The sequence below is a fragment of the Halomonas urumqiensis genome (genome assembly GCF_003028575.1).
Lineage (GTDB): Bacteria > Pseudomonadota > Gammaproteobacteria > Pseudomonadales > Halomonadaceae > Halomonas > Halomonas urumqiensis.
In genome coordinates, this window is the sequence record NZ_PYUD01000001.1 from 320,927 (window position 1) to 334,833 (window position 13,907).

The window sequence follows — 13,907 nt, forward strand, 5'->3', positions numbered from 1 at the left end:
TGCCAACGACGCGAGCAAGGCATGAGTGGCTCAGAACATGAACAAGAAACAACGCTGAAATCAGTTCATTGCCGGGTTTCCTGGCACGACCCTTGGCGTTGTGGCGATGGCGTCGTGCATCGGCATGCGGAAGTCGCCTGCATGGAAGTGCCGGCTATCGGCCGGGCCTACTCTGCAGGCGCAACCCCACCCATTGGTCACGCATTTGCGATGCATGGACGTCGGGTGGAACGACCGATCAGGAGTGGATCGCCATGACAGAAACCTATAACGAAGAGGAAGATTTCGACCTCAACGAGCTTCCGGACGACGAACTGGTCGAGCAGATGTACGACGACCTGTACAACGGCTTGCGCGATGAAGTGGTCGAAGGCACCGACATTCTGCTCGAGCGCGGCTGGAGCGCCAATCGCGTGCTCGACGAGGCGCTGGTGGCCGGCATGGCGATCGTCGGCGTCGATTTCCGTGACGGTATCCTGTTCGTGCCCGAAGTGCTGATGGCGGCCAATGCCATGAAGGGCGGAATGGAGGTGTTGCGCCCGTTGCTGGCGGCATCCGATTCCGAAACCATCGGCAAGATCGTGATCGGCACCGTCAAGGGCGACATCCACGACATCGGCAAGAACCTGGTGGCGATGATGATGGAAGGAGCGGGCTTCGAAGTCATCGACATCGGCATCAATATTCCGGTCGAGACCTATCTCGAGGCCCTTGAAGAGCACAAGCCGGATATCCTCGGCATGTCGGCGCTACTCACTACCACCATGCCCTACATGAAGGTGGTCATCGATACGCTGATCGAGAAGGGCCTGCGGGATGACTATATCGTCATGGTCGGTGGGGCGCCGCTGAACGAGGAGTTCGGCCAGGCGATCGGCGCCGACGCCTATTGCCGAGATGCCGGCGTGGCCGTGGACATGGCCAAGGAGTTGATTGCCCGGCGTCGCGCGGCCTGAGCACGACCCGCAAGAGGCCCGAATGAAGGAGTGTCGAGATGCCGCCCATGTCGATCATCGCCTGTGGAGCGCTGGCCAGAGAGATCCAGGCATTGATCGTCGCCAATGGCTGGCATGATCTGCACCTGGAGTGCCTGCCGGCGGACCTTCACAATCACCCTGAGCGCATTCCCGAGGCGGTGGCCGAGCGTGTGGCCCGGCGGCCGGCGGACCACACCACCTTCGTTGCCTATGCCGACTGCGGCACCGGAGGGCGGCTCGACGCGGTGCTCGCGCCGTATGGCGTCGAACGCCTGCCGGGCGCGCACTGCTATGACACCTTCGCAGGCGAATCGGCGATGGCGGCGCTTGCCGAGCAGGAGCCGGGCACCTTCTATCTGACCGATTTTCTGGTACGCCATTTCGACCGGCTGGTGATCCGCGAACTGGGCATCGATCGCCACCCCCAACTGGCCGCCTGCTATTTCGGCCACTACCGGCGGTTGGTCTATCTCTCGCAGCGTGATGATACGGCGCTCGAGCAGGCAGCCCGGTCGGCAGCCGAACGGCTGGGACTCGAGTATCACTACCGCCATACCGGCTATGGCGCCCTCGAGACCTCGCTGATACGGCTGGTCGAGTCATCCTCCGGCGCGTCACCCTCCGACGCGTCGTCACCCGTCTCTTCCTTCACCAACAGGGAGTCGACAGCATGGCCATGCTGAGCATCGTCAGCTGGCGGGACATTCCCGCCCAGGTGATCGTCAAGCGCGGTCGTCAGACCGCCAAGGTCATATTGCCGGAGCGTTTCCAGCATGCCATCGACCGCGCCGCCATGCGTGCCGGCAAGGGTGGCTCCGAGGCGTATCTGGCCGACTGGAAGCGCAGCGTGCCGCGCCCCTGTGGCGACGACCTGAAGGTCGAGGCGGACGCCGAGGCGGCACGTATCGACCAGGCCTATGACGCGGCGATGTTGAAGCGCCTTGTCAGTGACAAGGGGCTTGACCTCACGCCAGGCGAGACGAGCTCGACAGCCGAACCGCCGGGTGAAGCGGAAAACACGGACTAGCGCCAGTAACGCGGGAGGTATCGCGATGGTCACTATTCGGCATTGGGCGGTTCGTCATGCCAGGGGGCTCGAGCGTTTCTATCGAGGCTTCGCCCAGCTGTTGGCAAGACTCGACCCGCTATGGCGGCGGCTGGGGTATTCGCGACTGGAAGCGCCAGTGGCGCGCGTCGAGCATGCAGTGAAAGGGCTGCTGTTCGATTGCCGCATGTGTGGCCATTGCGTGCTCAGCGACACCGGCATGTCGTGCCCGATGAACTGCCCCAAGCAGCTGCGCAATGGCCCCTGTGGCGGGGTGCGGGCCAATGGCCACTGCGAGGTCGAGCCCGACATGAAGTGCGTATGGGTCGAGGCCTGGGAGGGCAGCCAGCGCATGCGCCACGGCGACCGGATTCATGCCGTGCAGTTACCGGTCGACCATGGCCAGCAGGGCAGTTCCTCGTGGTTGCGTGTGGCTCGCGAGCTGTCCCACGACGCCGACCCATCCCCTGTTCAGCGGTGAAACGATGAAGTTCGAAGACGAACCGGTACCTGGATATTCACTGCCCATCCTGCCGGGCCATGTTTCGCCCGGTCGACTGGAACGGGTATTGCGCGCAGGCAAGTTTGCCGTTACCACCGAGATCGACCCGCCCGATTCGGCCGATCCCGCCGAGGTACTCAAGCGCGCGGCGATCTTCGATGGCTACGTGGATGCCATCAATGCCACCGATGGCTCGGGGGCGCACTGCCACATGTCCAGCGTCGGGGTCTGCTCGCTGCTGACCCGTGTCGGCTACGCCACCATCCTGCAAATGTCCTGCCGCGACCGCAATCGCATTGCCATGCAGGGCGAGATTCTGGGTGCGGCGGCCATGGGTGCCTGCAACGTGCTGTGCCTGACGGGCGACGGGGTGCAGGCGGGCGATCACCCTCAGGCCAAGCCGGTGTTCGACCTCGATTCGATGTCGCTTTTAGAGATCGCCCGCGCCATGCGTGACGAATGTCGCTTCCAGAGTGGCCGGCGTATCGACCTGCCGCCCCGGGTGTTTCTGGGCGCCGCCGAGAATCCCTTCGTACCGCCCATCGACTGGCGCCCGCATCGTCTGGCCAAGAAGGTCGCGGCCGGTGCTCAGTTCATCCAGACCCAGTACTGCTTCGATATCGAGCGGATGCGTGACTTCATGCTCAAGGTCAACGACCTGGGTCTGCTCGAAGGCCCTGACCGGGTGTTCATCCTGGTTGGGCTCGGGCCGCTGGCCTCGGCGCGCAGCGCGCGCTGGATTCGCGACAACGTACCTGGCGTGCACATTCCCGATGCGGTGATCACGCGGCTCGAAGGGTCCAGCGACCAGAAACGCGAAGGCAAGAACCTGTGCATGGATCTTCTGCACCAGGTACGCGACATCCCCGGCGTCAGTGGTGCCCACCTGATGGCGTATCGCCAGGAGCACAGCGTCGCCGAGATCATCGAGACCACCGGAGTGCTGGAGGGCCGTGTGCCCTGGTACCCCGGACGTGACAATCCGGCCGAGCGCAATCCCGAATCCATGGAAGCCGAGGCAGTGCAGGGGCATTCGGTTACCGACGCGACATGATGGTCTGCCCCATCAACCCCAATGATCCCAACAGCATCGAGGATGTGTCATGACAGATACCGTGATCAGCTCGCACAGCAAGGAAGTCGTGCTCGGCTTCGAACGGCCCTTCGTGGTGATCGGCGAGCGCATCAACCCCACCGGTCGCAAGCAACTGGCCGCGGAAATGGCCGCCGGAGACTTCAGCCGAGTGGTCAAGGACGTGGAGGATCAACTGGCCAATGGTGCCCACATGCTCGACGTCAACGCCGGTATTCCACTGGCCGACGAACCGGCGATACTGGCCAGCACCATCGAGCTTGTGCAATCGATGACCGATGTCCCGCTGTGTATCGACTCCTCGATCATCAAAGCGCTGGAGGCCGGCCTCTCGGTCTACAAGGGCAAGGCGCTGGTCAATTCGGTGACCGGTGAGGACGAAAGCCTCGAGGCGGTATTGCCGCTGGTGCGCAAGCATGGCGCGGCGGTGGTGGCGATCAGCAACGACGAGACCGGCATTTCCCAGGACCCCGATGTGCGCTTTGCCATCGCCAAGAAGATCGTCGAGCGTGCCGCCGACCATGGCATTCCGGCCTGCGACGTGGTGGTCGACCCGCTGGTGATGCCGATCGGTGCGGTGGGTACCGCCGGTCGTCAGGTCTTTGCGCTGTGTCATCGCCTGCAGAAGGAGCTCAAGGTCAACACCACCTGCGGTGCGTCCAACGTCAGCTTCGGCCTGCCCAACCGCAATGGCATCAATGCCGCCTTCATGACCATGGCCATCGCCTCGGGGCTGACGTCGGCGATCACCAACCCGTTGCATGCCGAGATCATGACCGCGGTGAAAGGCGCCGATGTGATGATGGGACACGACCCGGACTGCCTGCGCTGGATCAAGACGTTTCGCGAGGCGCCACCGCTCGCCGCCGATGGCAGCGAAGGACGGGGGCGTCGCCAGACCCGCCGTCGCCGCGCCACCTCCTGAGGGTCGCTGCCATGTCCCATCAGGATGATGCGCTGGTCGTCTTCACCCCATCCGGGCGGCGTGGTCGATTCCCGCTGGGTACCCCGCTGCTCGAGGCGGCACGTGCGCTGGGTGTGGACATCGATTCGGTGTGCGGCGGTCGGGGGCTGTGTGGTCGCTGCCAGGTCGACCTCTGCGAGGGGAGTTTCACCAAGCACGGTGTGGAGTCCTCGGCGAATCATCTCTCGCTCAAGAGCGACACCGAGTGGGCCTGGGAAAAGCGTCGTGGCGCGTTGCGCGAAGGACGACGGCTGAGTTGCTCGAGCCAGTTGCTTGGCGATGTACTGATCGATGTGCCGGCATCGAGCCAGGTACACCGCCAGATCGTGCGCAAGCGTGCCGAGGTGCTCGACATCGAGCTTGACCCGATCGTGCGGCTGTATTTCGTTCAGGTGCAGCAGCCCGACCTGCATGTGCCGGCGTCCGACCTGCGGCGGCTCAAGGCAGCGCTGGAGTATGAGTGGCATTTCAGCGAGCTCAAGACCGATATCCGCGTGGTGCAGCAGCTACAGGATGCCCTGCGGCGCGGTGACTGGGGGGTGACCGTGGCGATCCACGATGACCGCCGGATCATCGCCGTATGGCCGGGGTTTCAGGAGCGCATCTTCGGCATGGCGGTGGATGTCGGGTCGACCACCATCGCCGCCCACCTGTGCAACCTGCAGACCGGCGAGGTGGTGGCCTCGGCGGGGCGCATGAACCCCCAGATTCGTTACGGCGAGGACCTGATGAGCCGGGTTTCCTACATCATGATGAACCCGGGTGGGGAAACCGTCATGACCCGGGTGGTACGCGAGGCGTTGTGCGAACTGGCAAGCGAGCTTGCCAGTGAGGCCGGGGTGGCGGTTGAGGCGATCATCGAGGCGGTGTTCGTCGGCAATCCGATCATGCAGAGCCTGGTCTTCGGCATCAATCCGGTGGAATTGGGGGGCGCCCCCTTTGCGCTTGCCACCGACGAGGCCATCGATGGCCTATGGGCCACCGAAATCGATCTTGCGATCCACCCCAATGCCCGCGTCTATGCCTTGCCGTGTATCGCCGGCCACGTGGGGGCCGATACCGCGGGCGCGATCCTCTCTGAAACGCCGTATCTCGGTGAGGAAATGATGTTGCTGGTGGATGTCGGCACCAACGCCGAAATCGTGCTGGGCAATCGTCATCGCTTGTTGGCGGCCTCGAGCCCCACCGGCCCGGCCTTCGAAGGTGCCCAGATCAGCTGCGGCCAGCGTGCCGCACCCGGCGCCATCGAACGGGTACGCATCGATCGTCAGACCCTGGAACCACGCTACAAGGTAATCGGGTGTGAGCGATGGTCCGACGAGCCGGGGTTCGAGGCCGAGATCGCCGGGCATGGTGTCACCGGCGTCTGCGGGTCGGGGATCATCGAAGTGATCGCCGAGATGTTCCTGGCCGGGGTGATCAACGCGGAGGGCGTAATCCAAGGCTCGCTTACCGAGCGCTCACCGCGCGTAGAGGCCGACGGCCGAACATTTCGCTACGTGCTGCACCGCGATGGCAACCGTACCCTGGCCATCACCCAAGGGGACATCCGCGCGATTCAATTGGCCAAGGCGGCGCTCTATGCGGGCATCCGGCTGCTGATGGAGCACTACGGCACCGATCATGTCGATCGTATTCGCCTGGCGGGTGCCTTCGGAGCGCATATCGATGTCAGCTACGCCATGGTGCTCGGATTGATTCCCGACTGTGACCTGGAACATGTCACCTCGGCGGGTAACGCCGCGGGTACCGGAGGACGAATCGCACTGCTCAGCCGCAAGGCGCGCCGCGAGATCGAAGCCGTGGTCAGGCGTGTCGAGAAGCTTGAAACCGCGACAGAGCCACGTTTCCAGGAGCATTTCGTGGCCGCCATGGCGATTCCCCATCGCAGCGATGTGTTCGCAAGACTCGCTGAACATGTCGACTTGCCGCCCAGGGTAGCGCGGGACGCGCCCTCGCAAGGGCGAGCGGCGCGGCGGCGACGTCGCAGGGTCGACTCCTCACCGCTGACGTGACGCCAAGGCTCACACCCACGTCAGGCCCCTCGTGGTGGGCTAAACGCGCTTGCCCTTGACCACCAGCACCACGCCGGCGATGGCGATCGCCATGCCGGCCAGCGAGGCCATGGGCAGGCGCTCGTCAAACAACCACCACGCTTGCAGGGCGGTCACCGGTGGCACCAGATAGAACAGGCTGGCCACGCGTGACGCCTCGCCACGCTTGATCAGCGCCATCAGCAGCAGGATGGCGGCGATCGACAGCACCAGCACCAGCCAGCCCAGCGTCAGCGCGAAGGTCAAGGTCCACTCCACCCGCCGTTGTTCGAACAGCAGTGCGCCAATCCCGAGTACCACGCCCGCCGCCAGGTACTGCACCACGGTGCCGGAAAGCAGCGGCATGCCGGTGCAGTAGCGCTTCTGGTAAAGGGTGCCGCCGGAAATGCCCAGCAGGGCGATGGTGACGCTGGCCAATGCCCCAAGCCCGAACCCCTGGAACAGGCCATCACCCGGATCGAGCTTGCCGCCCAGCACCAGCGAGACGCCCGCCAGGCCCAGCAGCAAGCCGGCCCACTGCCTTGCGGTCAACCGCTCGGCCAGCAGCGGCCCGGCAAGGGCGGCAGTCAGCAACGGCTGTAGACCGACCAGCAGCGATGCCAAACCCGCCGGCATGCCAAGATGAATGCCGTAGAACACCCCGCCCAGGTAAGCGGCATGCACCAGTAGCCCTGATATGCCGATGTGCGCCCATAGCCGCGCCCCCTTCGGCCAGCCATCGCTCAACCAGTGCGCTAGCGGTATCAGCAAGGCGAGCGTGCAGACGAAACGAATGAACAGGAAGGTGAAGGGTTCGGCGTAAGGAAGTCCGAACTTGGCACCGATGAAGCCAGTGCTCCACAGCGCTACGAAGAGCAGCGGCATGGCGGCGAGACTCAGGGCGGAAAGCCGCGAAGAGAGCGAGGGTGGCATACTTGAGGTCCAGGTCAGTGATGGTCACGGGGCACACTATACAGACGATACTGTGTTGATCGCTTGCGGCAAAGCCGTTCGCAGGCAAACAGAGTGTCAAGGAGGTGATAATTCATATCATTTGGTTTTATGATAATGAAACGCGGCGCCCGCCATGGCGGCATCGAGGCCTAAAGGTCGACTTTCGGTGTCGCGACATGGAGACGAATGTGACTCTTTGGTTACTCGTTGTTTCCAGGTTTTACACGAAAATTTTGAACGCAGCCCGTTGGGTGTCGTCACAGGTAGCACATACACGCAACACCCTTGGAGGTATTCATGAATCGATTGACTGCACTGTTCTCTGCCGCCCTGCTCAGCGTTGGCATGATGTCCGCCACCGCCCAGGCCCAGGAAGACCCGGCTGCTTCCACTCAACAGCCCCAGGCAGCCGCTCCGGCACAGGACTTTTCCGATGACCAGCTTCAGCAGTTTGCTGACGCATCCGAGGAAATCGCAGTGATCTCTCAGGAGTACACACAACGTCTGCAGGAGGCCGAGGACGAATCAGCGCAGCAGGAAGTGCGCATGGAAGCCAACGAGGAAATGGTCGAGGTTGTCGAGGACAGCGGTCTCGATGTGGATACCTTCAATGCCATTGGCCAAGCCATTCAACAGGACCCTGAACTGATGCAGCGTGTCCAGGAAATGGCTCAGTCGTGATTCACGACAGGATTCCCTGGTGAATCCCAGCTGACGTCAACGGCCACCCTCGCGGTGGCCGTTTTCTTTTGTGACGTTTTCTTTTGTGACGGTTGCGAAATGGGTGTTTGAGAAATGGGTGTTTGAGAATGAGGTGTTTGCATTAATTGCCTGGGCTGATTGCTTTACAGGTGTGTCGCGAGCCTCCAGACTTTCGTCCATGGAAAAGCCCTTGCCTGGAGCCTGACACGTGGATGTCGAACTGCTGGAGATTCGTCAACACATGGGGCGTTGCCCGCCCTTCGATCACATCGCCGACGACCTGCTCGATGAATTGGCGGGACAGGTGGAAGTCGCCTACTACAAGGCCGGCAGCGATATCCTGGTACTCGATCAGGAGGTTCATGAGCTCGGCTATATCCGCAGTGGCGCGGTGGAGATAAGCCGACGCAATGGCGATCTCTACAACAGGCTGGGGGAGGGCGATATCTTCGGCCACTTCAGCTTGCTGAGAAACCGTCGCGTGCGTTTTCCTGCCAAGGCCCTCGAAGACTCGCTTATCTACTTCATCCCCAACGCGCTGTTTCAGCGGTTGTGCGACGAGGACGAGCACTTCGCCGACTTCGTCGAGCTCGCACGACCGCGCCTGGAAAGTGCGGTGGCGGAGCAGAAGAAGCAAAACGATATGATGATCACCCGGGTGCGCAAGTTACTGACGCGCTACCCGGTGATGGTCGAGGATACCGCGTCGGTGCAGGAGGCGGCCCGCCAGCTCACCGATTTCCAGGCATCCGCGGTGTTGGTACTCGGCAAGCCGGGCGATGCACCGCGCTACACCTTTCGCGATAGCGAGGAGCGACCCTGGCAGGTGCGTGGCATCCTCACCGACAGCGATTTTCGCAAGCGCGTAGTGGCCGAAGGCCTGAGCCCGGACACGCCGGTGGGTGAGGTAGTCCATGACGGCTTGATCGCCATTCAGTCCGACGAGTCGGTACATGAAGCGATGCTGTGCATGCTGCGCAACAACGTCCACCACTTGCCGGTGATGCATCGCCGGCGCCCGGTGGGGATCGTGCATCTCTCCGATATCATCCGCTACGAGACCCATTCGAGCCTCTACCTGGTCAACAACATTTTCAACCAGTCGTCGGCTCACGGTATCGCCAGGCTCGAGCCGGATATTCGCGCCGCGTTCGTGCGTATGGTCGAGGATGGTGCCGACTCACGCATGATCGGCAGTGCGCTTTCCACCATCGGACGCAGTATTTCGCGGCGCTTGCTGGAGCTCGCCGAGGAAGAGCTTGGGCCGCCGCCGGTGCCTTACTGCTTCATGGCCATGGGATCCATGGCGCGCAACGAACAATCCATCGTCACCGACCAGGACAATGCCCTGGTGCTCGACGATGCCTTCGATCCCGAACAGCACGATGCCTACTTCCTGGCCCTGGCCAAACGCGTCAGCGATGGCCTGCATGCTTGCGGCTACACCTACTGTACTGGCGATATCATGGCCACCAACCCCAAGTGGCGTCAGCCGCTGGCGGTATGGAAGCAGTATTTTCACGACTGGATCGACAACCCGACTCCCGAACGGCTCTTGCACAGTTCGATCTTTTTCGACCTGGACGTGGTGTATGGCGAGAACAGGTTCGTCGAACAGTTGCAGGACCTGGTGGCCACAGAGGCGAGCAAGAACCCGATGTTTCTCGCGGCGATGGCTCGCAACGCCCTCGGGCGCACGCCACCACTTGGGTTCTTCCGTACCTTCGTGATGGAGAAGGACGGCAAGCACAACAACACCATCAACCTGAAGCGCCGGGGGACCGCGCCGATGGTCGACCTGATCCGAGTCCATGCGCTGGCCTGCGGGTCACAAGCCCAGAATAGCTTTGCCAGGCTCGATGACATCGACCGCACCCAGCTTCTGGCCACGGGTGTCAGCGACAAGTTGCGCTACGCGCTGGAGTTTCTCGCCATGGCGCGCATTCGTCACCAGGCGATCGATATTGCCAAAGAACAGGCGCCGGATAACACCATCGAACCTGAAAACGTCTCGGACAACGAGCGGCATAACCTCAAGGATGCCTTCCAGGTACTGAGCAACGCACAGAAGTTCCTGAAATACCGTTACCCGGTACCGGTCGTGTCCAAGCCCAAGCCCAACAGTCCGCGGTCCCGCTAACCATGCTCGTCCTTCGCAAAGACAGTCGCCGTGGACCGACTTGGCCGGATTATTTCGCCGATCGCGCCGGAGTGATTCAGGACCCCCTACTGGCCGGATATTTCGCCGCCGGTTGCCCAGCCCCCGAGACGCCGATCGCCGAGGTGCCCCTGGTCGCCCTGGATATCGAGACCACCGGCCTCGATCCCAGACGCGCCGCCATCGTCAGCATCGGGCTGGTGCCTTTTACGCTGGCGCGCATCCGCCTGGCCGAGCGCCGTTACTGGGTGCTCAAGCCGGTGCGCGAGCTTACCGAGCAGTCGGTGACCATGCACCACATCACCCACTCCGAGGTGGCCAATGCCCCCGATCTTGCCGTCATCCTGCCGGAGTTGTTCGAGGCGCTGGCCGGACGTCTGGCGGTGGTGCACTACCGGCACATCGAACGCCCCTTCCTGGATGGTGCGATCAAGGCGCGGCTGGGGGAGGGCATGCGCTTTCCGGTGATCGATACCATGTCGCTGGAGGCGCGTATTCATCGTCAGTCGCTGTGGGCGCGCTTCCGCCGCTGGGCTGGGCGTCCCCCTGTATCGATTCGCTTGCACAACAGTCGGTTGCGCTATGGGCTCCCGGCGTATCAGGGCCATCATGCGCTGATCGACGCACTGGGCACGGCCGAGTTGCTGCAGGCTCAGATTGCCACGCGCTATCGCCCCGAGACGCCTGTCGGTCAGCTGTGGAGTTGATGACGACCCGACCTCAAGCCGAGGTCGCAGCCAACGCCAGAGATTCGAGCTCCACCGGCTTGCCAAAGCGGTAACCCTGGAAGACCCGACAGCCTCGGGCTTTCAGCCACTGGAATTGTGCGTCGTTTTCCACACCTTCGGCGACCACGTCGAGCCCCAGGTGGGTGGCCAGGGTCAGCGTCGTCTCGACGATGGCGGTGTCCGATGCGTCGTGTGGAATGCCCAGGATGAAGCTGCGGTCGATCTTCAATTCGTCGAGAGGCAGGCGCTTGAGATAGTTCAGTGAGGAGTAGCCTGTGCCGAAGTCATCCAGCGCCAGTCGAATGCCCAGCTCGCGGAGTGCCGCAAGGGTATTTCTCACGCTCTCCGGCTCTTCCATTAGCACTGATTCGGTGACCTCGAGCATCAGCCGTTCGGCAGGCGCGCCTGACTCCGCCAGTACCGCCTTTATCTGACTGACGAAGCCGGGGTCATGGAACTGAACGGCACTGACGTTGACCGCCATGCTGAGTTGCTCGCGCGCCTCATCATCTGCCCAGCGTGACAGCACCTCACAGGCGGTTTCCACTACCCACTGGCCGATGGCAAGTATCAGTTGGCTTTGCTCCGCCAGCGGAATGAACTCGACGGGAGGAATCAAGCCACGCTCGGGATGCTGCCAACGGATCAGTGCCTCAACGCCTACCGGTCGCTCGTCGGTATCGACCTTGAGCTGGTAGCAAAGGCGAAACTCGTCGCGTTGCAGTGCGCGTTGCAGGTCACGCTCCAGGCGCACCCGCTCCATCACGCGCACCTGCATCTGATCGTTGAAGAAGCGCAGCGTGTTGCCTCCTGCGGCCTTGGCCTGTGCGAGTGCAATATCGGCCTGCTGCATGGCGCCACCCGGTTCCACATCATGTCGGCTGAACAGGGTCAGGCCCAGGCTTGCGGTGATCGTTGGGGTATCTTCTTCCCCGCCATTTCGTTGCACGGCGGCAAGCAAACGCTCACCGAGTTGCTCGATCCGGTGAGCGGCGCTCTCCAAGGGAGGGGCGAGGTTATCAATCAGCAGGGCGAACTCATCATCGCCCAGATGCGCCAGGGTATCGGTGTCGTCCACGATCAGGCCAAGGCGCTGAGCGACATGCCTGAGCAGTCGGTCGCCAGCCTCGTGGCTATGCAGGTCGTTGACCAACTTGAAATGATCCAGGTCGATCAGCAGCAGGGCGATGAACGGGTGGCGGTGACGGGTGTTGAGGATGGCCTGGGTGAGCTTGTCCATGAAGCGCTGGCGGTTGGGAAGCCCGGTCACCGGGTTGAAGTTGGCAAGCAGGCGGTTGCTCTCCTGGATCTCCCGGTATTCGGTAATATCGGTCGAGATCCCGCACAGCGATACGACCTCCCCCCGGGCATCGTAAAGGGGCAGTTTCACCGACAGGAAGACATGCGGCTTGCCGCCCCGAGGGAGCAGGTTGGTTTCCTCATCGGTGACCTTCTCGCCACCCTCGATGACCCTGAGATCATTGGCCCGTAATCTGGCCGCGGTGTCGGCATCGAAGAACTCCTCGTCTCGGTGTCCAAGAATCGACGTGGCGGACCGGTTGAGCAGTTCGCAGACCTTGCGGTTGACGTAGGTATAGCGCAGGTCTGGCGTCTTGATGAAAATGAAGGCCTCGACACTGTCGAGAATCGCGGCGAGGCGTTGTTCGCTGGCGGCAAGGCGTGTCGTGCGCTCGGCCACCCGTCGTCGCAGCAGCATGTTGCCCACAAGTGCCAGCGCGAGCATGGCGGTCAGACCGCCAAGGCTCCACCAAAGCCACTCGGGGATCCGAAACTGGTCGTCGTTGCGCACGCTCCAGCGCTCGAGTATCTCGTGATAGGGGGTGTTCTGGGTGGGTTTCCAGGCGATGAGATGCTCGTCGATAGCCGCAAGAACGCTGGCTTTGCGGCCAGCGGGTGCGGCGTAAAACAGCCTGGCAGGCTGGAACATGATCGGTGTGGCCGAAAGGCCCAGCTGACGCGCTTGCCAGTCCCCGAAGTGACGGTTGGCCACGACGGCCTCCACCTGGCCTGCCAGGGTGGCTTCGAACCCCGCTGCGTAAGTGTCGACCGCCAGCAGATCCAGTGTGATGCCAAAGCCTTCCCCCAGGTTCTCCAGATAGGTTTGCTGGATCGAGCCTTGCAGTACGGCGACACGCTTGCCATCGAGATCGGGTATGGCATCCAGCGCCGTGCCAGGCCGCTGGTAGATCTGCGACCAGCTGTGCAGCGCGGGTTCGCGGTGAAAGGCCAGCTGGGCACTGCGCGCCTGGCTCCAGGCGACATCGGGCAGCAAGTCGAGCCGCTCATCGACAAGCGCCTCAAGACAGGCTTGCCAGCGGCAGTCGACCGGGTCAAGCCTCCACGCCTCTTGGCTGGCTATCGCTTCCAGCAGCTCCCAGAGGATGCCGCTGGGCTGCCCCTGGTCATCAATGAACAGCTTGGGTGGGTTGTGATAGACACCCACACGCAGAGGTTGTGCCAGCACCAGGGTAGGCAGCAACAAGGCTATCCACAGGGTATGACTGAGGGGACGAAGCAGCGCCGTCAAAGGGGCATCCTTTGCCGAGTATCGACGTATGTTACTTCCAGTAATAGCAGAAAAGCCGTTCCTTATGGTTGAAACTGCATACTATTGTTTTTCGAAGCGTGGTTGTTCATGGCTTGCGTATTTCAAAGCGTGTCAGTGCTCTCACCAAAAACGTCAGGCGGCCCTGAGGCCGCCTGACGCGTTGCTTGGCTGTGAAGCGTGGA

13 protein-coding genes are annotated in these 13,907 nt (G+C 62.4%); 10 read left to right on the top strand and 3 right to left on the bottom strand.

The features are described 5' to 3' along the window. Nucleotides 1-254 precede the first annotated feature (254 nt). From C6V82_RS01410 to C6V82_RS01440, 7 genes are read left to right on the top strand one after another with little or no spacing between them, the layout of a single operon-like run. Nucleotides 255-956, top strand: a complete 702-nt coding sequence (locus C6V82_RS01410; protein WP_102589112.1) for a corrinoid protein — start codon at nt 255-257, stop codon at nt 954-956. Nucleotides 957-994: 38 nt separating this feature from the next. Continuing rightward, entirely contained in the window at nt 995-1,660 is a 666-nt protein-coding gene (locus C6V82_RS01415; RefSeq protein ID WP_102589113.1) for a DUF1638 domain-containing protein, read from the top strand. Then, nucleotides 1,648-2,004, top strand: coding sequence for a virulence factor (locus tag C6V82_RS01420; RefSeq protein WP_102589114.1), 357 nt, complete (start codon nt 1,648-1,650; stop codon nt 2,002-2,004). Before C6V82_RS01415 ends, C6V82_RS01420 begins: the two co-directional genes overlap by 13 nt. Before the next feature lie 25 nt (nt 2,005-2,029). After that, nucleotides 2,030-2,503: a methylenetetrahydrofolate reductase C-terminal domain-containing protein gene (locus C6V82_RS01425; protein ID WP_102589115.1), complete on the top strand. Its 474-nt coding sequence runs from the start codon at nt 2,030-2,032 to the stop codon at nt 2,501-2,503. Between the two features lie 4 nt (nt 2,504-2,507). After that, the gene (locus tag C6V82_RS01430; RefSeq protein WP_102589116.1) at nt 2,508-3,578 is read left to right on the top strand and encodes a methylenetetrahydrofolate reductase; all 1,071 of its coding nucleotides are present in this window, start codon (nt 2,508-2,510) and stop codon (nt 3,576-3,578) included. Between the two features lie 49 nt (nt 3,579-3,627). After that, a complete protein-coding gene (locus C6V82_RS01435) occupies nt 3,628-4,542 on the top strand; it encodes a dihydropteroate synthase (protein WP_102589117.1) in 915 nt (304 codons plus the stop codon). Between the two features lie 11 nt (nt 4,543-4,553). Continuing rightward, the gene (locus C6V82_RS01440; RefSeq protein WP_102589118.1) at nt 4,554-6,596 is read left to right on the top strand and encodes an ASKHA domain-containing protein; all 2,043 of its coding nucleotides are present in this window, start codon (nt 4,554-4,556) and stop codon (nt 6,594-6,596) included. A gap of 39 nt (nt 6,597-6,635) precedes the next feature. Here the strand turns inward: C6V82_RS01440 and C6V82_RS01445 are convergent, their stop codons facing one another. Then, nucleotides 6,636-7,547 (bottom strand): DMT family transporter, encoded by a 912-nt coding sequence (locus C6V82_RS01445; protein WP_102589119.1) that lies wholly within the window; start codon nt 7,545-7,547, stop codon nt 6,636-6,638. 318 nt (nt 7,548-7,865) lie between these two features. Between C6V82_RS01445 and C6V82_RS01450 the strand changes: the two genes are divergently transcribed. Further along, on the top strand, nt 7,866-8,249 hold the full coding sequence (locus C6V82_RS01450) for a DUF4168 domain-containing protein (RefSeq protein WP_102589120.1): 384 nt from the start codon (nt 7,866-7,868) through the stop codon (nt 8,247-8,249). A 36-nt stretch (nt 8,250-8,285) separates the two neighbouring features. On the opposite strand, the gene C6V82_RS18070 is transcribed toward C6V82_RS01450, so the two are convergent. Further along, a complete protein-coding gene (locus tag C6V82_RS18070) occupies nt 8,286-8,450 on the bottom strand; it encodes a hypothetical protein (RefSeq protein ID WP_180978324.1) in 165 nt (54 codons plus the stop codon). 28 nt (nt 8,451-8,478) lie between these two features. Between C6V82_RS18070 and C6V82_RS01455 the strand changes: the two genes are divergently transcribed. Continuing rightward, entirely contained in the window at nt 8,479-10,410 is a 1,932-nt protein-coding gene (locus C6V82_RS01455; protein WP_102589121.1) for a DUF294 nucleotidyltransferase-like domain-containing protein, read from the top strand. Between the two features lie 2 nt (nt 10,411-10,412). Next, on the top strand, nt 10,413-11,135 hold the full coding sequence (locus C6V82_RS01460; RefSeq protein WP_102589122.1) for a 3'-5' exonuclease: 723 nt from the start codon (nt 10,413-10,415) through the stop codon (nt 11,133-11,135). Nucleotides 11,136-11,148: 13 nt separating this feature from the next. Here the strand turns inward: C6V82_RS01460 and C6V82_RS01465 are convergent, their stop codons facing one another. Beyond that, the gene (locus tag C6V82_RS01465; RefSeq protein WP_229843076.1) at nt 11,149-13,656 is read right to left on the bottom strand and encodes an EAL domain-containing protein; all 2,508 of its coding nucleotides are present in this window, start codon (nt 13,654-13,656) and stop codon (nt 11,149-11,151) included. Nucleotides 13,657-13,907 lie beyond the last annotated feature (251 nt).

Coding starts and splice junctions, on each gene's coding strand:
- C6V82_RS01410 (WP_102589112.1), top strand. CDS start 255: ATGACAGAAACCTATAACGAAGAGGAAGATTTCGACCTCAACGAGCTT.
- C6V82_RS01415 (WP_102589113.1), top strand. CDS start 995: ATGCCGCCCATGTCGATCATCGCCTGTGGAGCGCTGGCCAGAGAGATC.
- C6V82_RS01420 (WP_102589114.1), top strand. CDS start 1,648: ATGGCCATGCTGAGCATCGTCAGCTGGCGGGACATTCCCGCCCAGGTG.
- C6V82_RS01425 (WP_102589115.1), top strand. CDS start 2,030: ATGGTCACTATTCGGCATTGGGCGGTTCGTCATGCCAGGGGGCTCGAG.
- C6V82_RS01430 (WP_102589116.1), top strand. CDS start 2,508: ATGAAGTTCGAAGACGAACCGGTACCTGGATATTCACTGCCCATCCTG.
- C6V82_RS01435 (WP_102589117.1), top strand. CDS start 3,628: ATGACAGATACCGTGATCAGCTCGCACAGCAAGGAAGTCGTGCTCGGC.
- C6V82_RS01440 (WP_102589118.1), top strand. CDS start 4,554: ATGTCCCATCAGGATGATGCGCTGGTCGTCTTCACCCCATCCGGGCGG.
- C6V82_RS01445 (WP_102589119.1), bottom strand. CDS start 7,547: ATGCCACCCTCGCTCTCTTCGCGGCTTTCCGCCCTGAGTCTCGCCGCC.
- C6V82_RS01450 (WP_102589120.1), top strand. CDS start 7,866: ATGAATCGATTGACTGCACTGTTCTCTGCCGCCCTGCTCAGCGTTGGC.
- C6V82_RS18070 (WP_180978324.1), bottom strand. CDS start 8,450: ATGGACGAAAGTCTGGAGGCTCGCGACACACCTGTAAAGCAATCAGCC.
- C6V82_RS01460 (WP_102589122.1), top strand. CDS start 10,413: ATGCTCGTCCTTCGCAAAGACAGTCGCCGTGGACCGACTTGGCCGGAT.